Raw genomic sequence first — 23,929 nt, forward strand, 5'->3', positions numbered from 1 at the left:
ATTATTGCAGGCATAAAAAAAGCCACCCCGCAAGAGGTGGCTTTTTAATTGATGCAAAGAAATTTTACTTATCGATGCTGAACTTCATGCGGCTGGCTTCATTGCCATTGCGCACTTCGAACATGTACATTCCGGTAGCAATGTTGCTGATGTTAATGCTGTAAGTGTTGGTACCTTCTGTCGCAAAAGTCGACTGGTTGAAGATAACCTTGCCAAGCATATCATACGCGATGAGTTGTACGGCAGAATTTGAAGTACTGCTGTATTCAACTACCATGTTACCGTTGGAAGGATTCGGGTAGATGTTGGTCATTTCACCGCCAATTACCTGGGCAGCAAGTTCAACAGTACGGAAAGGTGAGCTGCTGATACTAGCGGTAAGTGCATAGCAAACAGTTGCATTGGCTGCACCGCCGGTGCTGTAAACTCTTGCTTTGTAAGTACCCACCACGCTAGTGTTATAGTTGATAATATCATCCTGCGTGCCTGTCTTCTTGGAAGCCACGATCTTAGTACCGTTCGGGTCATAAAGATCAAGGTTGTAGTTGGCCGGCAAAGAGGTGAGCGCTACCTGTATATTCGGCTCTGAAACAGTGTTGGCAAATGAGAAGAAGTCAACATCTGTGGAGACATTAATCAAAGCATTAATGGTAACACCGGTAGAGATCGGCTTAGCGGTTGATTTTGTATTATTAGCTTCGTAAGCATCGGTGCAACTTGGTGCGCCGGTAGTGAAGTTAGTAGAAGCAGAGAAAGCACTCGTATTTCCGCCGGAGCATGATGATTGAACCTGGAATTCATATTGTGTGCTTGAACTCAGGCCGCTGATCGCTTTAGAAGTGGTAGCCGAAGTAGTAGAAGTCCAGGTGCCTGAACCTACCATTCTGTATTGAATATTGTAGGTCAATGCGCCGGTAGCAGCACTCCAGTTTAAAGTAGCGCCTGAGGAAGTGATACCGGTGACATTTAAGCCTGCAGGCACATTACAGGTTCCGCCACCGCCCGGAGGGGTGCAACCATCAGAAGAAAGAATGGAAACGCGTGAACCACCTACGCCAAACAAAGCCTGCATTCTTGATTTCTGGCCGGTCGTGAAGAGGTTCATGCAACCATCATCCGTGTAATCCATGTAGTTGGAATACATGTCGCCGTTAGGACCATTGGTACAGCTGATACGAACCGTAGGAAGCGGGCAACCATAGGTCTCATCTGCCTGATTTGGTGTATCGCTTACCTGGTCAGAGCCATTGCAGCCGTTACCATCATCACCCCAGATGTGATAAAGATTCAGCCAGTGGCCAACCTCATGGGTAGCTGACCTGCCATACTGATAAGGAGGCGTAGCACCAATGTTGCCGGTGTAAGCATAATCAATTACAACGCCGTCCGTGTTAGCGGGGCCGCCGGGGAATTGTGCATATCCCAGCAATCCGCTGCCAAGGTCGCAGATCCAGATGTTCAGGTATTTACTGCGGTCCCAGACATCATGTCCGCCCTGTGAAGCGAACTTCACATTGTTATTGCTGGAGAATGAAGTCTTGGTGGTGGAAGTACGGGTGATACCGGTAGTGGCATTTCCTGAAGGATCGCGTGCTGCAAGGCAGAAGTTGATTTCGCAGTCAGCAGCTACACCGGCAAAAACAGCAGGTGTTTCATTAACATCAGGATTCAAACGACGGTAGTCCTGGTTCAACACGTCCAGTTGTGATAATACCTTTGCGTCTGAAATATTTTCAGCAGTGGTATTGTAAACAACGTGAAACACAACAGGAATGGTAACCTGCGTGCGCGTTCCGGAAGGATTTGCCTTGATGTATTCACTGGTGAATGCATCAATCTTTTGCAATTCCTCCTGGTAACCGGGATTTTCCTCGAAGAGTTGTTGCATTACTTCAGTAGTTCCGCAACGGTTTACCTGCTGGGAGAAGGCTGAAGTTGCCATCATTGCAATGACAGCAGAAAGTAGAAACAATTTTCTCATTGATTGTAAAGGGTTTTGAAGGGGGTGAAAAATTAATTAAGTGGGGAGTACTTTAAAATGAGGCGGTAAATGTAAAAAGAATGCGCTAAAAGAAAAAAATTTATTTTACCTCCTGCTTATCGCATTTATATGGCTGCAAACAAGACCATTTTCTTATGCCAGCACTGTGGCGCACAGTCTCCTAAATGGATCGGGAAATGTCCATCCTGTGGTGAATGGAATACTTATGTGGAAGAAGTGATCCGGAAGGAAAGCAGGGCTGCGAACTGGCGCAAGAAAGACCGCGGACTGAAAGAACTTCGGCCGCAGCGAATTGATGAAATCAGTAATGAACTGAATAAAAGATATGTGACGCCCGATGAGGAGATCAACAGGGTATTAGGAGGCGGAATTGTAGCGGGCTCCATTATCTTGATTGGCGGAGAGCCCGGATTCGGGAAATCGACATTGCTGTTGCAACTGGCCCTCAGGCTCAAAGGGAAAAAAGTACTGTATGTGTCGGGCGAAGAGAGTGAGCAACAGATAAAGCTTCGTGCAGAACGGCTGCAGCAGCAGCATGCGGAATGTTATGTACTCACGGAAACCAATACGGAAAATATTTTCTTCCAGGTGGCTTCCCTGGAGCCGGATATTCTCATCATTGACTCCATTCAAACCATGCAGACACCGACGATTGATGCATCGGCCGGAAGTGTGTCGCAGGTGCGGGAATGTACCAATGAATTGCTGCGCTATGCCAAGGAATCAGGAACACCTGTTTTCCTGGTCGGACATATCACTAAGGAAGGTACGCTGGCGGGGCCGAAGGTGCTGGAACACATGGTTGATACCGTTTTACAACTCGAAGGTGACCGTCACTATGCTTACCGTATTTTGCGTACCATTAAAAACAGGTACGGTTCCGCCTCTGAGCTGGGCATCTATGAACTAACGTCGACAGGTATGAGGGAAGTGAAGAATGCTTCCGAACTGCTCATCACACAACGCGATGAAGCTGTAAGTGGTATTGCAATCGCTTCCATGATGGAAGGCATACGGCCAATGCTGATAGAAACACAGGCACTGGTGACTCCTTCCGTATATGGAACGCCTCAGCGTACTTCCACCGGATTTGATTTAAGAAGGATGAATATGCTGCTGGCGGTTTTGGAAAAACGTTGCGGCTTTCATTTTGGCGTAAAGGATGTGTTCCTGAACATTGCCGGCGGATTACGCGTGGAAGATCCGGCAATTGACCTGGCCGTTGTGGCTGCATTGCTGTCTTCTTATGAAGATGTGCCTGTTCAGAATAATTACTGCTTTTCGGGGGAAGTAGGACTCTCCGGCGAGATCAGGGCAGTGAACCGGATTGAACAACGTATCAGTGAAGCGGATAAACTGGGCCTGCAGAAAATATTTGTTTCCAAATACAACCGTAAGGGTTTGGATGTTTCCAAATATGCGATTGAAGTAAACTGGGTGGGAAAAGTGGAAGATATTATCAACCGCTTGATTTAATACAAAGAAAAGAGGCCGTCTTATTATTGAGACGACCTCTTATTCAATATTCCGGCTCAGCTTATTTGCGAATGGCAATCTTTTGTGTGTAGACCGCTCCGCCATTGATTACGGTAACAGCATAAATGCCATAGGCAAGATCTGACACATCAACCTGTGTGGATGAATTGTTAAGTTTCAGCGATTTCACCTGTTGTCCCATCATGTTCGTCATCAGCAGTGAAGCATTGTCAAGCTGCTGACTGATAAGGGTAGCATGCAAAATGCCGTCATAAGCAAAAATGGTAACCGGCTGTGCTGTCGGAACAGCAGCTAGCGCCGTCGGGTCTCCCTGCCCTGCAAACAATCCTTCATTTGCGGTCGGGTTATATGCTATATCTTTTATGGTGATTGCATTTACCAAGCCTGACACATCCAGCCTTGCCCATCCGTAGAATTTATTGGTTCCGATTTTAAAACGCAATGGGATGTAACGGTCTTCCACGCCATACCATTTTCCGAAAACAGAATAAAGCGAACTGCTTCCCGGCAACAATATGCCTTTTCCCATGGTTTGTGAAGCAGCGTTCTGCCATGGAATATTGGCATCAATCATTTCACCGGCTTCAAGCGCATAGGGAAAATGATACACACCGGAATGCGTGCCACCGATAGATCCATTGTATGGTTTGGCAAATATTCTGTTCACGGAATTACCACCGGCTGAGGTGCTGTGCGACAAACCAAGCGTAAAATCATTGGCTGCATTGTTATCCAGATCAATCATGTAAACAGAGCCGCTCTGATCCAGCATAACATCCGGTTCGATATCCGTATAGATCACCTGTGCACTGGCTGTTCCGGCAACTGCCACAATGGAACCTGCCATCGCAGAATAGGAGGTTAGCTTTCTTAAGAGTGTAGTATTTTCCTTTTTCATAGATATTGAGTTTGGCTCAAATGTAAATTATTTTTTTGTTCATCAATACTTCGTGTCAGACCTTTTCGACAAATTTATTCCTGTATAGTGATTTATCGACAGCAGCCACCATTTTGGCGATATCCATGTCTTCCCCGAGAAATTCTGCTACAGCTTCCGCCACTTCTTCCGGCCTTTCAACAGCATCAGCATATTCGACAAACAAGGCATTCACATTTGGCGAGCGCTTGATCCATGCCATGGATTGCTCCAATTGTTTACTGAATGCTTCACTTAATACAATTGGAAAAGCATTTTGCTGCACGGCTGATTTTCTTCCCAGCATCACCTGCTGCGATTTAAGCACTTCGGCCATATCACGCTGCATGAATATTATCTTGTAATCATATTTTGCCGGAAGGTAACTTAACAGCGGTGCCACTATTTTCAGTGTCTTGTTATTGGCTTCTTCCAGCCACGACACATCCGACATCATCTTCTTCACTTTTTCATATTCCCAATATCCTTTCGGATTGTTATTGTCTGCCTGCCGGATTTCATCGGTAACAATTTCCGCGCCGCCGGCTTTCAGCATCTGCATCATCATGCTGGTGCCTGAACGTGGCAAACCGGATACTACGGTGATAACACCTTTTATTCGTTCCTGGATAAACCTGCGGTGCTCCGATGCTTTTTCCGGCTGTTGCAGCTGTTCTTCATACAGCCTGATCAGCCATAAATGCGCTTTGCGGTTACCGGGACTGATGGCACAGCACACTTCAAACGCTTCAGCGGCCCTTTCATATTCGCCTAAATTCATCAGTGCTTCTGCAAGATTATAATGCGCAACGGGATAATAGTATAACAGTCCGATGGCATTTAACGCTGACTCTGCAGCCTCTTCAAATTTGCCCTGCCGCAGATAAACGCCGCCCAGCCCCTGGTGTGCATTGGCATTCTGTGCATCAATAGAAAGTGCTTTTAAAAATGCACGTTCCGCGTCCGGCAGGTGCTGACTCCGCAAATAGATTCTTCCGATCTGCACATGCAGCTGCGACATATGACCGGCCCGTGCTTCCGCCTTCAGCAACATTTCAAGCGCCTTCCTCGGCTTATACTCCAGCAGCAGCAATGCGCCTTCCAGCATATCGAGCTGTACCATATTATTCGATTCAGACTCCGCCTGACGCACTTTTTCCAGGATTGCCCTGAACTCCGCCACCTTGCGCATCTGCTGATAGCAACGGATCAGCGACAAACCATAGCGTATTTCAGGTTCTTCACCGTAAATTTCTTCCAGCAATTCCACCGCTTTATCGTACTGCTTTTTATACATGTATACCCTGGACAGGTACCATTTCGACTCACGGGTTATCTTCTCAATATTCTTCTGTTGATTTTCGCCTGGTGCTTCAATGTAACCGAGCTCGACCAGCTGTTTCATGGCCTCTTTCGCTGCCCATGGATCCTGTCGCCGCTCCGAAGGATGCATGCCCGCTTCGCCTTCCACGTTTTCCCATGATTCAATATAATCAGGCTTGTTCGGTGTTTCGAAAGCCTGCACCAGCACCTTGCCATCCATATCCTGTCCTACAGGCAAGCCTAACATGGTTAAGATGGTGGGCGTTACATCCAGCAGGGTGGCGCCGTAAATGCGCTGATCTTTCTGAATGTTATCCCCGCGCATACAGAGTATGCCGTACGGTGAATGTTCATGCGCCGGGCCGGCCGGTTCTTTCGGTAATTTATTCGGGCGCAGATGATCCGGATGAAAGCCATGGTCACTCATCAGGATCACAGTAGTATCCGGACCGGCAATTTGCAATAGCCTTTCCAGCATCATATCATGAAAACGATAGATGCCGCTTACTGCATCTTTATACAGTTCAAACGCCTCATCCGGAATACCTTTCCGTTGCGGCGGATGAAACTTCATGAATGCATGACTGTAATGATCAATAGCATCATGATACACGGCGAGAAAATCCCAGTCCTTATTCTCCATGATCCACGTAGAGGCATTGTGAATACATGCCGCATTAGCAAGTATCTTGGCTCCCTGTGCCAGTCGCGGATCCACATCCTGGTTGATTTTTTTGAAATTAGGAAATAATGGCGCCAGGTGAGAAAGTGTGAGTTCGCTGGGATGCACCCTTAATTCCTCAAAAACGGAATTCAAATCATCAGGGTAAACGGTTCCTTCTGCCATGGGCCATGGTTCATGATAAGCACCGACAGCACGCTGATAAAAGTTTGATACCATGACGCCGTTAATGGGCTCAGCCGGATGACTCGGCCACCAGCCCACAACGTGCGACTTAAATCCTTTTTGTGTTAAAATATTCCAGATGGCTTTCACCTTACGGGAAGTGGAGAGCACAGGCCTAACCTGCATCTTCTCGGCATCCGGCTCAACAAATCCAAGGATGCCATGCTTATCTGCCAGTTTACCGGTAGCAATGGATGTCCATAAGATAGGCGACAATGGCGGATCGAGTGTTGCCAGATTGGCAATCACCCCTTCATTCACCAATTTGTTCAAGGTGGGCATCATCCCGTTGTCCATTAGCGGGTTGATCACTTTCCAATCAGCGGCATCCCAACCGATCAGCAAAACTTTCTTAGCCGTTCTTTTGCTCATGCTGCTCCTGTTCTTTTTTTAGCTTCGCTTCTTCCAACTTTTTCTGACGTTCTTCTTTCCTGCGCGCACTCTCTGCTGCCTGTTTCCTGCAACGTTCCAACAACTGTTCCTCATATCCTGTCTCCATCCGCTTCTGTCTCCACGGTTTCATGGCAACAGCACCCAAAGCCAGTAAACCCAATGATCCTTCAACAGGAATTTCAAATACCGCACGCTTGTTTGCGGACTGGTTGTTGTTTTCTTGCCCATTCATAGGTTATCAATTTAGATTACCCGTCTCCGGATGAACTGCTTCTTAATATTTTGAGGGCGTGAAGAAATAAAAAAAAACGACGGGTAACAAATTCATTTGGCAGTTGATTGCGGGGCTGATTCGTTTTTACTACCTTTTCATCCTATTTTATCTGTTTGTATGCTTCTTGTTAAAGAATATCTGGCTGACTTTATTTCTCTTTTCTATCCGCAGCTGTGCAGTTCCTGCGGACACGCTTTACAAAAGGGGGAAGAAGTCATCTGCACATTTTGCCGGCACTATCTGCCGAAGACCTATTTCCACCTGGAACGCAATAACGCCATTGAAAAACATTTCTGGGGACGTGTTGCCATTACCCGTGCTGCAGCCTGTTATTATTTTCAGAAAGGCAGCCGGGTGCAGCACCTTATCCACCAGCTGAAATACAAAAACAAAACGGAAGTAGGCGTTACCATTGGAAAGATCTACGGCCATGACCTCCTGCAGTCTGTTGATTACCGCACCGTTGATTTAATAGTGCCCGTGCCACTGCACAAGTCGAAAGAACTGCTGCGTGGTTATAACCAGGCCGACCTGTTCAGTGAAGGGCTTTCGGTAGCGATGGAAAAGCCCTGGAGTAAACATGCGCTGCAGCGTATCTCTGCAACGGAAACGCAGACGCATAAGTCGAGGTTTGAACGATGGCAAAATGTTGGTTCCGTATTTAAAGTTTCGAAGCCGGCTACACTGGCCGGAAAGCATATACTGCTCACCGATGATGTTATCACGACCGGTTCAACACTGGAAGCCTGCGCACAAATTTTACTGGAACTGCCGGAAACGAAGGTGAGTATCGCAACGATAGCCTGTGCAGTGAAATAGTATTTATGGCGATTCCTTTTATGTGACAAGGCGTACACCATGCAACAAGTCGTAATAAAAAATGATCTTTGCCGTTCATGACGTCTGTGCGTATTCCATTCATTCCGCTCTTTCTGCTTTTCCTCGCAGGAGCCGTATTTTCTTCCTGCAAAAAGGACACAATTACTACCAATGCGTCCGACAAACTCTCCTTTTCCACCGATACACTTACGTTTGATACGGTGTTCACAACGCTGGGCACCACCACCCTTTATTTCACCGTACATAATCCGCACAATCAAAGAATCAGCATCAGTGACATACATCTTGCCGGCGGGCAACAGTCATTTTTCCGCTTGAATATTGATGGCCAGCAGGTGAACAGCATCAGCAATATTGAAATTCCGGCCAACGACAGCATTTATATTTTCGTGTCGGCGACCATTGACCCCAATGAGGAAAACAATCCTTATGTGCTGTACGATTCTGTACTTTTTGAAACGAATGGAAATTTTCAGTCAGTCACTTTACAGGCCTGGGGCCAAAATGCCAATTTCATTTATGGTGAAGTGATAGGAACACAGATATGGACACCGGAAAAGCCCTATGTCATCATACACTCCATCCTGGTTGATTCAAATAAAACGCTTACCATTCAGCCTGGCTGCAGGATATTTATGCATGCTGATTCACGTTTTTATGTGCAGGGAACATTGAAAGTGATGGGACAAGTGAATGATTCCGTCATCTTTCGCGGCGACAGGCTGGAATCATACTATGTGGATGATCCCGGAAATTGGGAAGGCATTCATTTCCTGCGCAGCAGCCATGATAACGAGATCAACTATACGGTCATTAAGGAAGCCATTGTTGGGATAAGAGTTGACTCGCTGAAAGAAACGGCAGCTCCCAAACTCACGTTACGCAACTCCCAGATCAGGTTCACCTTATCATCAGGCTTGCTGGGAATTACAGCTGACCTCTATGCAGAAAATTGCCTTATACAAGGTTGCGGTGAATGGAATGTTCAGCTGGAATATGGCGGCAACTACCAGTTTGAAAACTGCACCTTCGCCAATTATTCTTCCATTCTTATCAATCATCAAAGTCCCGTGGTAAGAATGAGTAACTATTATGCGTATAAAGATGAAAACGGTATTGAACAGATCTTACCGGCCAGCCTGAATGCCTCTTTCAGGAATTGTATCGTGTATGGATCACTCGAAAAAGAAATTGATCTTGATCCGAGCAGTCTTGCAGCGTATGATTATTCTTTTAATCATTGTCTCCTGAAGGTGAACGAGGACATTGACACTACTGCGGCTGCCTTCAGTGACTGCCTGTACAACAAAGATCCCTTGTTTGCTGATCCTTTCGATCATGACGACTATCACTTGTCTGAAGGATCGCCGTGTATTAATGCAGGATTCGCCAATGGCATATTACTGGACCTTGATGGTAAGCCGCGCAATGATGGCTTGCAGGACATCGGCTGCTATGAATATCAGCCCTGATAAGAGATGATGTCAGATCAGGTTCACTTCAGGCATTATTTCAATTCCGAATTTTTCGCGCACCGATTGCTGAATCTCCAGGGCCAGATCATAAATCTCCTTTCCTGTGGCATTGCCATAATTTACCAGCACAAGCGCCTGTGATTTATGTGCGCCCGTGTGACCAACAACCTTCCCTTTCCACCCGCACTGTTCGATCAACCAGCCCGCCGGTATTTTTACCTCGCCGCCGGACAGCGGATAGTTTGGCATTAACGGGTTTTTCGCAACCAGCGCATTGAACTGTTTTTTAGGTACCACCGGATTTTTAAAAAAACTGCCGGCATTGCCTGTCACTTTCGGGTCGGGTAACTTTGCTGACCGGATTTTTATCACCGCATCACTCACCGCTTTAAGGGTGATTTCATTTACCCTCATGTCCTCGAGCGTTTGCCGAATGTCACCGTAACCAATTTTTGGTTTGAAATGTCTGCTGAGTTTGAAAGTGACTGCAGTGATCAGGAACTGATCTTTCAGCCTGTGCTTAAAGACACTTTCACGGTAGCCGAATGCGCAGTCGGTGTTTGAAAAAACCTGCATGTCACCTGATAAGATATGCACGGCTTCCACCGTTTCGCAACAATCTTTTATCTCCACACCATAGGCGCCAATATTCTGCATAGGAGCAGCACCTGTCAATCCGGGAATCAGGGATAAGTTCTCAATGCCGGCGAGGTTACGGTTTACACAATGCAGTACAAATGCATGCCATGGTTCCCCGGCACTGACTTTAAGCCATACATTGGCGTGATCCTCCTTCACTGTTTCGATGCCCCTGATCGCATTCCTGATCACCAGTCCGTCGAAGTTTTGTGTAAACAGGATATTGCTGCCTCCGCCAAGTATCAGTTTCTTTTCATGCCTGAAGCGTGGTTCCGCGGCCAGCATATTGAACTCATCCACAGATTGTATTTCCGTAAAATACCTAGCTGACACATCAATACCGAAAGTGTTGAAGGGTTGAAGCGATTTATCCGATTCGATGTTCATGGCATAGCAGGAGGCCGGTTATGGCCGTCAATCGTAAAAGTAAAAATTACCCGCACATTGAAAGACAAGTGCTGAAGGAACAGCCTCAGCGCCGATCCCATTGAAATATTAACTTGCATGCCACTGTATGACATCAACATCACCTGCTTCGCAGGCCACGGATTGCCTGCTGATGGTACGCCCTTCGCGATTCGGCTTCAATGCAGAAACGGCAGGCACTAACATTTTTCAGCAACATATCGCCGGCGGCAACAGCAGGCAGGTACATGAAAAAGCATTAAAAGAATTTGATGGCCTTGTTCAATTACTGCGCAGCCATAAGTTATATGTATTGGTGTTACAGGATCCCGGTAATGAGGAAACGCCGGATTCCGTTTTTCCCAATAACTGGATATCATTTCATGATGACACCATGGTACTCTACCCGATGTTAGCCCCGAACAGGCGAAGAGAACGGCGAAGCGGATGGATAAACCTGCTGAAAAATTCGCTGCGCATGGGCAAGGTGATTGATTTTTCCGGATACGAAAACATGAATCAATACCTGGAAGGCACCGGAAGCATGGTTTTGGACAGGATGCACGGTGCCGTGTATGCAGCACTGTCATCACGTACGAATGCAAAGGTGTTGGAGCATTTTGCCGCGCAGTTGAATTTTGAACCTGTATGCTTCAATGCCACAGATTACGATGGCAGAGAGATTTACCACACCAACGTAATGATGGCTGTAGGCGAAAGGACAGCTGTGGTATGCAGTGAAGTGATTCGCAGTGACGAAGATAGAAGCAGGCTTCTGCAGAAACTATCTGCGGATCATGAAGTCGTAAACATCAGTTACGATCAGTTACTGCACTTTGCCGGCAATATACTGCTGGTAAAAAACCGCGATGATGAAAAATTCTGGGTGATGAGCCAACAGGCATTTCTGTCATTAACGGATGCGCAGATAAAAATCCTTGAAAAAGACGGAACCATTATCTGTTCATCGCTGCGCACGATTGAAACCATAGGCGGCGGCAGTGCGCGTTGTATGATGGCGGAAATCAGCTGAAGGCAACCATTTATTGGACCAGCATAAAATACATGGAACGTAAAAGTACCATCAGGAAAAATACTATGAATAGGCTCTTACATCCTTGCCTTCCATATAGTTGATGAAGGCCCTGTTCACCACTTTATTGCCACCGGAAGTTGGATAGTTGCCTGAAAAATACCAGTCACCGGCATGGTTTGGACAGGCTGCATGAAGGCCATCAATGGTTTGAAAAATGATCTGAACCTCTGCTTTCACATTTTCATCTTTTACCAGCAGGCTGATTTCATCGGCAATTTCTTCATCGGTATATAAATCATACAGCACTTTCACTTCATTCACCATTTCGTGGAGCGGTTGCTGCATCTGCAGCCTGCATTTTTCATACACTTCATCCAGCATATTTTCCTTTCCATGTTTTTTTATGAGTGAAACCAATGCACGGAAAGCGATGAAGTCCTTCATTTTACTCATGTCAATGCCATAACAATCCGGGTAACGGATCTGCGGGGCGGATGAAACAATTACAATTTTCTTTGGCCCGAGCCGGTCGAGCATGCGGATGATGCTGCGTTTAAGTGTGGTGCCGCGAACGATGGAATCATCAATCACCACAATGGTATCAAGCCCTGCTACGATGCTGCCATAAGTAATATCGTAAACATGTTCCACCAGCTCATTGCGTTGTGAGTCCTGCGTAATGAAGGTGCGCATCTTAACGTCCTTGATGGCTATCTTTTCCACGCGCTGCCGCAAAGCCAGCAGTTCCTTCAGCTCCGTTTCATTCAGATCATTCTTACGGATGCGTTCAAACTTGTATTGTTTCAGGTGATCTTCCAGGCCTTTCATCAGCCCGTAAAAAGCAACTTCCGCCGTGTTGGGGATAAATGAAAACACGGTATTTTTCAAGTCATAATCAATGGCATTCAACACCGGTGTGGCAAGCAGATGACCGAGCTTTTTGCGTTCCTGGTAAATGTCCTGATCGCTGCCTCTTGAAAAGTAGATGCGCTCGAAGCTGCACGGTTTAACGTTTCCTTGCTCCGCACATGGATACTCACCCACATTGCCCAGCCTGTCGGCGATGATGGCATGGCCGGGTTTTAATTCATGTATGTCGTCCACCAGCAGGTTGAATGTGGTTTGAATGGCAGGCCTTTCACTGGCTACTACCAGTATTTCATCGCTCTTGTAATAAAATGCGGGCCTGATACCGGAAGGGTCGCGCAGGGCAAAGGCATAGCCCGCACCCGACAAACCGGCAAGTACATAGCCGCCGTCAAACTCGCTTACTGCATTGGTCAGCACCTTTTTAAAATCGATGCCATCACGCAGCCTGTTGCGGAAGTTTTCTTTTGTCACCCGCTCTTCCTGCAGCTTACCGGCAACATGTTTGAGTTCATTTTCCAGGTGCCACGTAACGCGGTCAAGCACAACGGCAGTATCGGGACGGTTTCCATCCTTTCTCCAGCCGAGGTCCTCTATATTGGTGAGGTTGAAATTTCCGGCCATGATGAGAGAGCGGGTGGAGGACTGATGATTATTGATGAACGGATGGCAACTGTCGATTTCATTTCTGCCATAGGTGCCATAGCGCAAATGACCGAGCATCATTTCCGCCACAAAACTTACATGCTTGCGCAGCCATTCCGTATCATCCATCAGTGCAGGATCCATCTTCGTCAGCTTTTCAATGTTATGATGAATTTTCTGGAAGATTTCCGCTATGGCCTGCGGTGAATTGGAACGATAACGGCTCATGAAACGATGGCCCTGGTAAGCATTGAGCTTAATTGCGCCGATGCCTGCACCATCCTGCCCGCGGTTGTGTTGCTTTTCCATCAGCAGGTAAAGCTTATTCAATCCGTATAGTGCTGTACCGTATTTTTCGCGGTAATAACTGATGGGTTTCAGCAGGCGGATAACGGCGATACCGCATTCGTGTTTGATAGGGTCACTCATTAAGCGGATCAGTGCATTTTATTGGTAAAAAGCAGCGTGTGAAGTTAATACAATTATGACTGCCGGAAGATCAGGTGAAAACCGGATATCAACAGCAACGGCAAATGCAGCAACATGCAAACAATGCCGGGAGAATAAATAACGGTCTATTGTATAAGAATTTAAGATCAGGTAATGCCAGGACGCATACTGCTTATGGTTTGCACAAGCTGGCTCATAGAGAAAATGGCTTAAAAATCTTCAGCGGCTTTCTTTGAGGACGGCACCATTGCAGTCATGCTATGATAAGGCGGCTTAACCTTGTTACTACCCTGTTCGGCACGCCTGTTTCCCTGCTCATACCTTCACTGCACCATCCTGTCCATAATACGGTAATCAACCTGTCTGATTAATTGTAATTTTACTTCTTTAAGAAGCAGGAATATTTATCCTGCGCAAGAATACTGAACGTCAGATTATACATTATTATCTGGAACAGATGAGCGCCATATCAAACAGGATAAATCCACGCAAATGGATAGTGTTTGGTTTTTTCATAACATTTCCCAGTGTGATCTTTTGGTGCTTCGTAATTTATGGAAGGATATCTCATGATTATGCTTTACTGAACACCTTGCTTAACAGCGGCGGCGACTTCTGCGACTTGCTGTTAAAAGGATTATTTCCGGCTTTCAGCCTTATGATTGCTTATATCTGTAACAGGGCAATTCAGCGAAGGGCTATTACCCAAAATGTGTGGCACCAGGAGACGAACCTGATGCGGCTGAACAGGATACTGATTAACTGGAATGCATTGTTATTGCTGGTTATGATATTCAGTTACTTCAACAATTAACCTGTTTGCTCTTCTTCCGTGTTAAATTGCTTTAACTGCAATGCGGTGCCATCAAATACGGCATAACTATTAAAACGGATCCAGTCGCCGAGATTGATATAGCGGCTTGTATCCGATAACTTATAATCCAGCATGATATGGCGATGTCCGAAAATAAAATAATCAACAGTTTCCGTTTTTAACACCGTGCGAGCATACTGCACCAGCCATTCCTTGTCTTCTCCCAGAAATTCCGCCTGTTCTTCGCCACTGATCAGCCGGTTATTCTTCGACCATCGCCGGCCCAGCCAGACTCCTATATCGGGATGCAGCCATCCGAAAAGAAAGCGGCTGAACTTTCCCCTGAACAATGTTTTTAAAAATTTATATCCATGATCACCCGGACCCAGCCCATCGCCATGAGCAATCAGAAATTTGCGGCCGGCGATATGGAAACGCCGGGGCTCATGGAATACCGTAATTGCAAGTTCCTTCTCAAAATAATCCTTCATCCACTGGTCGTGGTTACCTGTAAAGAAATAAATCTTTATACCGGCATCATGCATTGCAGCCAGTTTGCCAAGCACCCGCACATAGCCACGGGGTACGACTTGCCGGTATTCAAACCAGAAATCAAATAAATCGCCAACGATGATAATGGTATCGGCGTCTCCCTGAATGGAATCAAGCCATTGAATGAATTTCTTTTCTCGCTTCAGCGAAGTTGCATGATCAGGAATACCAAGATGTAAATCGGAAGCAAAGTAAACTTTGCCTTTCAGGATCGGGATATCATTCATTATGCGCCGGGCTGGTCGACGAAAAATACATAAACTTCTTTAGGCCCGTGCGCCCCGAGCACGAGCGTCTTTTCAATATCGGCGGTTCGGCTGGGTCCTGTCGCAATAGAAATCATCGAAGGCGTATTGCCATTGTGTTTATCTGTCACGAATTGCAATGCTTCCTTCAGATCGTAGATCAGTTGTGAATTGTAGGCCAGCACCAGGTGTACGGGAGGATAGACAGGGATACTTCTGCCGGAAGCCTGGCGCGAGCTGAGCAGGATGCTGCCGGTACGCGCCACAAGGCATTCACATAGGGAAATGCCGGCATCCGCCTTTTCAAGATTGTTACCTACACGCAGTCGTTTAAATCCTTTCTGCTGTAAAAAATCCTGCAGGTAATATTCCCAGGCAAAAATATTATTCCATTTCTTTTCATCAGCTAACGCATTCAGGTTATCGATGAAATCCTTTTCGTTCTCGCAATAGACGAAGTTGCCCTGTATTTTCGTGAACTGTTCCGCAAAAACAATATCAAGCGTGTCGGCAGCCGGCGGAAAAACTACTGCTGCTGTCTCAAAGTTGGGAAATGGCTGATCGGTTGACTGTATCAGTCCTTTCCGGATATTTTTCAGCATTCGTTCCTTCGCAGTAGGCTCCATGCACTATAGGTTAGGCAATCTTCGGTTGAATACGCCCGGAGTTTTCGATCGCCGCTTCATCCTTAATAATGTTGTTATCTGTTTCAGCTTTTTCAGCTGTTTCCACTTCCGGTTCTGCTGCAGGGATTTCAATTTCTGCTGCATGCTTGCTTTCGAATGGCCGTTTTCCAATCAGGCGTTCGAGGTCTTGTTGAAAGAGTATTTCTTTCTTCAGCAATTCCTGGGCAAGTATCTCCAGTTCAGGACGCTTTTCTGTCAGCAATTTTTTCGTATGAATATAGGCTTTGTCTACCAGCGCCCTTACTTCCTCATCAATCATCCGTGCCGTTTCATCTGAATAAGGTTTTTGAAAACCATATTCATTTTGCGGATCATAGTAGGAAAGGTTACCCACTTTTTCATTCATACCATAGATGGTTACCATGGCATAGCTCAGCTTCGTGATACGTTCGAGGTCGTTCTGCGCTCCGGTTGATATCTTATCGAAAATAATATCTTCAGCAGCCCTGCCACCCAGCGTCATGCAGATGCTGTCGAATAATTGCTCTGTGGTATAGAGAAACTGTTCTTTAGGCATATACTGTGCATAGCCTAATGCTGCCACACCACGCGGGATAATCGAAACCTTAACCAGCGGATCGGCATGTTCGAGAAACCAGCCGCAGATCGCATGGCCGGCTTCATGATACGCAACAATTTTTTTCTCATCCTCTGAGATGATTTTGTTCTTCTTCTCCAGCCCGCCAATAACGCGGTCTATGGCATCCTGGAAATCACTCATATCCACTTCCTTCTTGCCTTTACGGGCGGCAATCAAGGCGGCTTCATTGCATACGTTGGCAATGTCAGCGCCGGCAAAGCCAGGTGTCTGAGCAGCCAGCTTTTTCATATCGAGGTCTTTCAGCACCTTGATATTTTTTGAGTGCACTTTAAAGATCTGTTCGCGTCCTACCAGGTCCGGTTTATCGATGGATATCTGACGGTCGAAACGGCCCGGGCGCAACAAAGCGCTGTCGAGCACATCAGGTCGGTTGGTAGCAGCCAGAATGATGACACCGGAATCTGTACCGAAGCCATCCATTTCCACCAGCAGCTGATTGAGGGTATTTTCCCGTTCATCGTTGCCGCCCTGAATCACATTCCTTCCACGGGCACGGCCAATGGCATCGATCTCGTCAATAAAAATTATACAAGGTGCCTTTTCGCGTGCCTGCTTAAATAAGTCACGCACCCGGGAAGCGCCTATTCCCACAAATAACTCCACAAAATCAGATCCTGAGATGGAAAAGAAAGGAACCTGCGCCTCACCGGCCACAGCTTTTGCAATCAGCGTTTTACCGGTTCCCGGAGGGCCAATTAGCAATGCACCTTTGGGAATCTTGCCGCCCAGTGCAGTATATTTTTTAGGGTTTTTCAGGAAGTCCACAATCTCCATCACTTCGGCCTTCGCTTCGTCCAGTCCGGCTACATCGGCAAAGGTGATATTGACCTTCGTTCCTTTGTCAAACAATGTGGCTTTTGATTTTCCAAAATTAAAAATCTGACCACCGGGGCCGCCGACACCACCGGTTACACGGCGCATAATAAAGAGCCAGATGGCCACCAATAACAAGATCGGCAAGAGCCAACCCAAAGCATTAAACCAGTCGGTTCTGTTTTCAGGATAAACTTCTATGGGTTTATAAGCAGGATCATTTGTCCTGACAGCAGTTTCCGCTTCACTCAGCTTTCTGGTAAAATCATCAACACTGAGAATCTTAAACCGGTAATGTGGTCCGGGATTGACGGTGTTGAAGTTAGTAGTAGCTACTGCCTTATATTTCTCTTGTTGCAGCTTATCGGGTTTGATATAGACCTCCACATACTCCTTGTTTACCACCACAAGTTTCTGAACATCCTCCGACTGCAGCATGTTTTGATTCACTTCTTCAAAACTCACCAGCTTTGATGCTTTGGTAAAAGGGAAAAACTGCAGGGCTATCAGTATGATGGCAATAATACCATAAACCCAATAGATATTAAATTTAGGGCCATTGGGCGGCACTATTTTAGGCAGCTTTCTTTTTTCCTGATTATTATTTTCCATTCCTCACTGTTTTTTTAACTGCATTGTCTGACGTATGATGCTACGTAAAATTTTACACGGCTGCACTACCAATTATTAAACCAAATATATCTGCTGACACTTCTCCGGGCTTCACATCCTGCTTATTAAACGATCCGACAGGGTGATTTGTGCAAATGAACCGGATTCAGAAACGATGATACTGCAACTACATCTTACCGTAAAACACAAATTTACTCATTATGTTCTTCAATCACGCCATCGCTCCACAATTCATCCAGCTGATAAAACCTGCGCTGTGGAGCAAGGAAAATATGCACGACCGTATCCACATAATCAAGCAGTATCCATTCGGCATGCTGCAAGCCTTCATGGTGCCATGGCTTTTCACCATGCAACGAAGCGGTTTGCTGCATGATATGGTCGGCAATGGCTTTAACCTGCGTGGTAGATGGTGCATCACAAACGATAAAAAAATCACATACGGCGTCCTGTATCTTTCGAAGATCAATACTGATGATATGTTCTCCTTTTTTGTCGCGGATACTGTCGAGGATGATAGCAACAAGGCCCTGCGGCTTCTTTTTCCTGGCAGGTGTTTTTTTCTTTACTTTCAGCGCTTTGATAGGCTTTTAAAATTTTGGCAAAACTAAGTAAATCCCGATAATAAAATATGCCGGATCCAGCCTTTACAGGCAAGGTGTTGCTGGAGTTTGCATCACTTGCTTCTACCAATGAATATGCACAGCAGTTACTCGCGAATCAACCTGTTTTTGAAGGCACCGTGATACGCGCAGATTATCAGACGGGCGGAAAAGGATATGCCGGAAACACCTGGGAAAGTGAAGCAGGAAAAAACCTGCTGCTCAGTATTATTTTGAAACCTTCCTTTCTGCCACCCAAAAATCAATTCTTCCTGAACCAGGCTATTTCGCTTGCATTGGCCGAGACGGTGAGTGAGGCAACAATGGCCGATGAAGTGAAAATAAAATGGCCTAATGACATCTTTTATGAAGACAAAAAAGCAGGTGGCATGCTTATCGAAAATGCTATACAGGGCAATCAGCTGCAACACTCGGTGATAGGCATTGGGTTAAATGTTAACCAGCAGGTTTTTTCCGGTGTAACAAAGCCGGTGACTTCCCTTAGCCTGATGGCAGGCCACCCACTGAATCTAAGCAACGTGCTCAATTTACTCTTTGAAAAGGTTGAAGCAAGGTACCTGCAGCTGAGAAGCAATCATATAGATCAGCTGCAGAAGGATTATATGAAGCGGTTGTACCGTGTTACGGAAGAGGCATTATTCCTTGCCAATGGCAGGCGATTTAATGCAAGGATTGCCGGATTGACGGCAGAGGGTAAGCTGATCCTTCAACTCGGCGATCACCATGAAGTATTCGGCTTTAAAGAAGTTGAGTTTGTAATTGAATAGTACCGGGAAGATCAGCATAATACCTCCAATGGAAAGCTTGTATTTTCAACAAGGGCTAATGATTCATAAATGCATGTTGGCATCCGCCGCATATTCGAGGATGAAAGGATTGTGGCGCCGTTCTTCACCAATGGTTGTTACGGGGCCATGACCGCTGTAAACCCGGGTCTCATCAGGCAACAACAGGAGTTCCTGGCAAATGCTGTTCATCAATACCTGATAACTGCCTCCCGGCAAATCAGTCCGACCAATTCCGGATCGAAACAGCACGTCACCACTGATCACAACTTTATCTTCCGCAGCATACAATGAAATGCTGCCGGGTGAGTGACCGGGAGTGAACAAAACATGCATTGAAGACTTACCAAAAGTAACCCTCTCACCTGCTGCAAGGTAGCGATCGGGTGCGGGTGAGGTTTCCGCATAAATTCCATACATTTTGCTGATCTCCTCCATGGTCTGCAATACCACTAACTCCTGCTGATGAATAAGCAGATCAACCTGATAGGTTTCCTTCACCCATTTATTACCCAATACATGGTCGATATGGCAATGTGTATTCACAAGCAGCACCGGCTTCAGCTCATTGCCACGGATAAATTGCACCATGTCTGATTTTTCAGCCGGCGTGTTGCAACCCGGATCAATAATCACACACTCATTGCTTTCATCCCATAAGACGTATGTATTCTCCATAAAATCATTAAACACAAAATGCTGTATGTGAATCATGGTTTTCCGTTAAATTGATTAATTTGAACGCTCGAAATGAGTTGTATGTATGCCTGCGGATGCCGAAACGGGGCCGAAGATAACCAACCGCGCTTTTATACATCATTTCATTCGTCGAACATTTTAATTATAGACTATATCCATCCTGTTTATTAAGTAAAGAAAGAAGCGTGAACAGAACTGCCCATCTTTTATTCCTGCTGCTATTGTTCGGTGCCGGCTTCCCCTCATTTGCCCAAACCACCGATGCCGAATTTGGCCAGAATCGTGTACAGTACAAAGATTTTGCATGGTCGTATTACCAGACCGAGCACTTTATGGTGTACTTCTACCTGGGAGGCCAGGATATCGGCAAGTTCACCATCCTCGACGCGGAAAAGGAACTCACTGATGTAGAAAACAAGACTGAATACAAACTGAATGACCGCGTGGATATTCTTGTTTACAACAATTTATCCGACCTTAAACAATCCAATATCGGTTATGGTGCGGAGCTCAACAATACCGGTGGTACCACCAAGATCCTGGGCAACAAAATGTTTGTGTATTTTGATGGCAACCATCAGCACCTCAGGCAACAAATCCGCGAAGGAATAGCGAGCATCTTTTTGCAGAATATGATGTTTGGCGGCAGCATACAGGAAGTGGTGCAGAATGCGGTATTACTGAAACTTCCGGCGTGGTTCAAAGACGGCCTCACTTCCTATATCGGTCAGTCGTGGAGCACTGAGCTTGACAACAGGTTGCGTGACGGTGTTTTGAGCGGGCGTTATAAAAAGATGAACAAACTCACCGGCACGGATGCCCGTTTTGCCGGTCATGCAGTATGGCATTACATCGCTGAGAAATACGGTGAGGCCACGATACCCAACCTCTTATACCTGACACGTATCAACCGCAGCATGGAAAGCGGGTTCAGTTTTGTGCTTGGCAAATCAGTAAAGGATTTTTTGGAAGAGTTTAACCAATATTACACGCAGCTGTATAAAGAAGAAGCGGTGGGCAAGGAAATGCCTTCCGCAAAAGAGGTGATTAAGAAGAAAGACCGGCGGGGAGTTGAATATAATCAGCTACACGTAAGCAATGATGCTTCGCATGTGGCATTTGTCAGAAATGATCTCGGAAAGTATAAAGTATGCCTCAAAGACCTGAAGACCGACAACACAAAAACACTTCTTAAAGGCGGATACAAAAATATTTCGCAGCCAATTGATTATTCGCAACCGGTTTTAGCTTTTGATCCTACCGGTAAAAAATTAGCGATGGTTTATGAGAAACGAAGTAAGGTTGCGTTGTTGCTGTATGATATCGATGAGCGGAAAAAAGACAAACGTTATGTCGCGAATTTTCAAAAAGTGCTTTCCATCAGCTACAGCGATGCCAATACACTCATAATATCCGCTATCAACCGTGGACAATCCGACATCTTCACGCTGAACACGCGCTCTTCCCGGTTTGAACAGATTACCAATGACTTTTACGATGACCTGAATCCGCATTTTATCAAGCTGCCGACCAGGCAAGGCATTGTCTTCTCTTCCAACCGGCACGATGATACGTTACGCACAAAATTCATGGATACCACGCGTGCCATCAATAACTATGACTTGTTTTTTTACAACACGAAGAGCAAATCGAAGGAACTGGTACGGATCAACAAGACGGCAACGGTAAATGAAAATCATCCTTCTCTTTTCAACTCCGATTACTTTTCTTATATCAGTGATGCGAATGGCATTGCCAACCGTTACATCGCATATATTGACAGTGTCTTTGATCACTATGATCAGTATTATTATTTTCAGGATTCAACGGTCGTTAACCCTGCTTACAATATTGATTCGCTGTTGGTGGCTGAAAAGCGGCAACCGGATTCCACTGCGCAGGTGCCTGTATTCAGGGATACCGCGATTTCATTCCCGCAAACCAACTATGCCAGGGGCATACTCGAGCAGGACGTGGCAACCAGGGCAGGAAAGGCTGCACAGGTGATGAAGAATAATGACCGCTTCGAATTCACGCTGGTCAAAATACCTAAAGAAATTGACCGAGCAACGCTGCCGGTTCTCAGCAATACCACTTATGCCAATCAGCTGGCACGAAAAACAGAACCAGCAGCAGATGTTCCCGTGGTAATTCCTGAAAAACCGAAGCTGCCTGAGATAAAGCAACTGCCTGATTCTTTGAGATTGTTTCCCGATTCCACAAAGGCTGACACGACGACACAATCGCTCCAAAACAATTACTACTTCCAGAGTGACTTCTCACTGGCACCTGTAAGGGTGACACTCGATTCGATGATCAACCGTACGCCCGGGAAAGTGCCCGCTTTCCGTTATTCAAAAATTCTTCCATACAATGTAAAGTTTTCCACGAGCCAGGTAGTAACGCAGCTGGATAACAGCCTCGTGATAACACGCTATCAACCCTTCGCCGGAAATGGTGGTGTCTTCGATAATCCAAACCTCAATGCATTGTTGCGCGTTGGAATTTCCGACCTCATGGAAGATTACCGTATCACCGGAGGATTCCGTTTCCCCACTTCTTTTGACGGAACGGAATACTACCTCATGTTTGAAGACCTGAAGCACCGGCTCGACAAGCGGTATACGGCCTACCGGAGATCTAAAACTGTTTCCTATGATGCGAATCCGTTATGGTACCTGCCCGTGAATGCAAAGCAACGCACATACATTGCTGATGTAACCTTACGTTATCCGATTGACTATAACAGAAGCCTGCGGCTCAGCACTTCGTACCGCAATGAACGCATCAACTACCTTGCAACAGACAGCTTCAGCCTTGGACTGGCACAATATACACAACACTGGGCGGTGATGCGGCTTGAATATGTATTCGACAATACGCTAAAAATTCAAACCAATATTTATGACGGCATCCGTTATAAATTTTATGTGGATGCGCAAAGACAGATTAATGAAAAAAACACCTACCTGTTTGCCACCGGTGCCGATTTCCGTTACTATAAAAAAATATCGCGCAACCTGATCTGGGCATCGCGGTTAAACGGCGCCACTTCATGGGGCGATCAGAAAGTGGTTTATTACATGGGCGGCGTGGAGAATTGGTTTGATCCCAAGTTCAGCACAGAGACACCCGTTGACAGGAATGCCGGATATGCCTTTCAGACATTAGCCGTGAATGTGCGCGGGTTTCCGCAAAATATTCGCAATGGCAACTCCTATGCGCTGGCGAATACAGAAATCCGGTTTCCTATATTCTCGTATTTCATTACAGCACCGATCCGCTCTGAGCTGGTGCGCAACTTTCAGCTCGTAGCTTTTGCCGATGCCGGAACAGCCTGGCAGGGTATTTCTCCTTACGATGAAAACAATCCGTTTAACACGCTCAACATTACACAAGGCCCCGTTACCGTGCATGTGAATTATTTCCGTGAACCGGTGGTGGTGGGTTATGGCGGTGGCGCACGCACCACCATACTGGGTTATTTTCTGCGCGTGGATTGCGCACAGGGCATTGACAGCGGCGCCCGCAAAAAAGTGATGTGGATGTTTTCCATGGGAACAGATTTTTAAGGCTTGTGTTTGGCAGGGTTCCCTGCTGTAGTATATTATGTAAGAAATATGATTACGCTGTGATTTGCCAACGGAATCACGACGTGCATGTAAGAAGCCTGTTGTAAGTGATTATCGTTTCCCCTTCTTGCAATCATACGGCTGACGCATGCAACCTGTGGTTACAACTAACGGTCAATGATGCTGCTGCATACAGCGGCATGTGGTGCGGGCAGTATCTGTACAAAATAAATTCGC

At 46.2% G+C, this 23,929-nt stretch carries 18 protein-coding genes; 7 read left to right on the forward strand and 11 right to left on the reverse strand.

Annotated features, from left to right (window positions below; translation table 11 throughout):
* Positions 1 to 64: 64 nt before the first annotated feature.
* A complete protein-coding gene (locus tag K1X61_02625) occupies positions 65 to 1,981 on the reverse strand; it encodes a T9SS type A sorting domain-containing protein (protein ID MBX7107519.1) in 1,917 nt (638 codons plus the stop codon).
* A gap of 129 nt (positions 1,982 to 2,110) precedes the next feature.
* Between K1X61_02625 and radA the strand changes: the two genes are divergently transcribed.
* A complete protein-coding gene (gene radA, locus K1X61_02630) occupies positions 2,111 to 3,478 on the forward strand; it encodes a DNA repair protein RadA (GenBank protein MBX7107520.1) in 1,368 nt (455 codons plus the stop codon).
* A 61-nt stretch (positions 3,479 to 3,539) separates the two neighbouring features.
* On the opposite strand, the gene K1X61_02635 is transcribed toward radA, so the two are convergent.
* The 3 genes from K1X61_02635 to K1X61_02645 are packed head-to-tail and all read right to left on the reverse strand — an operon-like array spanning position 3,540 to position 7,270.
* Positions 3,540 to 4,397, reverse strand: coding sequence for a T9SS type A sorting domain-containing protein (locus K1X61_02635; GenBank protein ID MBX7107521.1), 858 nt, complete (start codon positions 4,395 to 4,397; stop codon positions 3,540 to 3,542).
* 55 nt (positions 4,398 to 4,452) lie between these two features.
* Positions 4,453 to 7,017 (reverse strand): alkaline phosphatase family protein, encoded by a 2,565-nt coding sequence (locus K1X61_02640; protein ID MBX7107522.1) that lies wholly within the window; start codon positions 7,015 to 7,017, stop codon positions 4,453 to 4,455.
* The gene (locus tag K1X61_02645; GenBank protein MBX7107523.1) at positions 6,998 to 7,270 is read right to left on the reverse strand and encodes a hypothetical protein; all 273 of its coding nucleotides are present in this window, start codon (positions 7,268 to 7,270) and stop codon (positions 6,998 to 7,000) included. Before K1X61_02645 ends, K1X61_02640 begins: the two co-directional genes overlap by 20 nt.
* 159 nt (positions 7,271 to 7,429) lie before the next feature.
* On the opposite strand from K1X61_02645, the gene K1X61_02650 reads away from it, so the two are divergent.
* The gene (locus tag K1X61_02650) at positions 7,430 to 8,131 is read left to right on the forward strand and encodes a ComF family protein (protein MBX7107524.1); all 702 of its coding nucleotides are present in this window, start codon (positions 7,430 to 7,432) and stop codon (positions 8,129 to 8,131) included.
* A 77-nt stretch (positions 8,132 to 8,208) separates the two neighbouring features.
* A complete protein-coding gene (locus K1X61_02655; GenBank protein MBX7107525.1) occupies positions 8,209 to 9,624 on the forward strand; it encodes a hypothetical protein in 1,416 nt (471 codons plus the stop codon).
* 12 nt (positions 9,625 to 9,636) lie between these two features.
* Here K1X61_02655 and murB read toward each other — a convergent pair whose 3' ends face one another.
* Positions 9,637 to 10,653, reverse strand: a complete 1,017-nt coding sequence (gene murB, locus K1X61_02660; GenBank protein ID MBX7107526.1) for a UDP-N-acetylmuramate dehydrogenase — start codon at positions 10,651 to 10,653, stop codon at positions 9,637 to 9,639.
* A 172-nt stretch (positions 10,654 to 10,825) separates the two neighbouring features.
* Between murB and K1X61_02665 the strand changes: the two genes are divergently transcribed.
* Complete coding sequence (locus K1X61_02665) at positions 10,826 to 11,704, forward strand: amidinotransferase (GenBank protein MBX7107527.1); 879 nt, start codon at positions 10,826 to 10,828, stop codon at positions 11,702 to 11,704.
* Between the two features lie 63 nt (positions 11,705 to 11,767).
* Here the strand turns inward: K1X61_02665 and K1X61_02670 are convergent, their stop codons facing one another.
* On the reverse strand, positions 11,768 to 13,648 hold the full coding sequence (locus tag K1X61_02670; GenBank protein MBX7107528.1) for an amidophosphoribosyltransferase: 1,881 nt from the start codon (positions 13,646 to 13,648) through the stop codon (positions 11,768 to 11,770).
* 478 nt (positions 13,649 to 14,126) lie between these two features.
* Between K1X61_02670 and K1X61_02675 the strand changes: the two genes are divergently transcribed.
* Positions 14,127 to 14,483, forward strand: a complete 357-nt coding sequence (locus tag K1X61_02675) for a hypothetical protein (protein ID MBX7107529.1) — start codon at positions 14,127 to 14,129, stop codon at positions 14,481 to 14,483.
* Here K1X61_02675 and K1X61_02680 read toward each other — a convergent pair.
* The 4 genes from K1X61_02680 to rsfS form a co-directional block, all read right to left on the reverse strand.
* A complete protein-coding gene (locus K1X61_02680; protein ID MBX7107530.1) occupies positions 14,480 to 15,262 on the reverse strand; it encodes a UDP-2,3-diacylglucosamine diphosphatase in 783 nt (260 codons plus the stop codon). The two genes, K1X61_02675 and K1X61_02680, sit on opposite strands and share 4 nt — an antisense overlap.
* Complete coding sequence (locus K1X61_02685; GenBank protein ID MBX7107531.1) at positions 15,262 to 15,906, reverse strand: LUD domain-containing protein; 645 nt, start codon at positions 15,904 to 15,906, stop codon at positions 15,262 to 15,264. Before K1X61_02685 ends, K1X61_02680 begins: the two co-directional genes overlap by 1 nt.
* A gap of 10 nt (positions 15,907 to 15,916) precedes the next feature.
* The gene (ftsH, locus tag K1X61_02690) at positions 15,917 to 17,992 is read right to left on the reverse strand and encodes an ATP-dependent zinc metalloprotease FtsH (protein MBX7107532.1); all 2,076 of its coding nucleotides are present in this window, start codon (positions 17,990 to 17,992) and stop codon (positions 15,917 to 15,919) included.
* 212 nt (positions 17,993 to 18,204) lie between these two features.
* Positions 18,205 to 18,597, reverse strand: coding sequence for a ribosome silencing factor (gene rsfS, locus K1X61_02695; protein ID MBX7107533.1), 393 nt, complete (start codon positions 18,595 to 18,597; stop codon positions 18,205 to 18,207).
* A gap of 47 nt (positions 18,598 to 18,644) precedes the next feature.
* On the opposite strand from rsfS, the gene K1X61_02700 reads away from it, so the two are divergent.
* Positions 18,645 to 19,403: a biotin--[acetyl-CoA-carboxylase] ligase gene (locus tag K1X61_02700; GenBank protein MBX7107534.1), complete on the forward strand. Its 759-nt coding sequence runs from the start codon at positions 18,645 to 18,647 to the stop codon at positions 19,401 to 19,403.
* A gap of 63 nt (positions 19,404 to 19,466) precedes the next feature.
* On the opposite strand, the gene K1X61_02705 is transcribed toward K1X61_02700, so the two are convergent.
* Positions 19,467 to 20,135, reverse strand: coding sequence for an MBL fold metallo-hydrolase (locus K1X61_02705; protein ID MBX7107535.1), 669 nt, complete (start codon positions 20,133 to 20,135; stop codon positions 19,467 to 19,469).
* A gap of 170 nt (positions 20,136 to 20,305) precedes the next feature.
* Between K1X61_02705 and K1X61_02710 the strand changes: the two genes are divergently transcribed.
* Positions 20,306 to 23,692, forward strand: coding sequence for a hypothetical protein (locus K1X61_02710; GenBank protein MBX7107536.1), 3,387 nt, complete (start codon positions 20,306 to 20,308; stop codon positions 23,690 to 23,692).
* The last annotated feature ends 237 nt before the right edge of the window (positions 23,693 to 23,929 follow it).

The organism is Chitinophagales bacterium, from assembly GCA_019694975.1.
GTDB lineage: Bacteria > Bacteroidota > Bacteroidia > Chitinophagales > UBA10324 > JACCZZ01.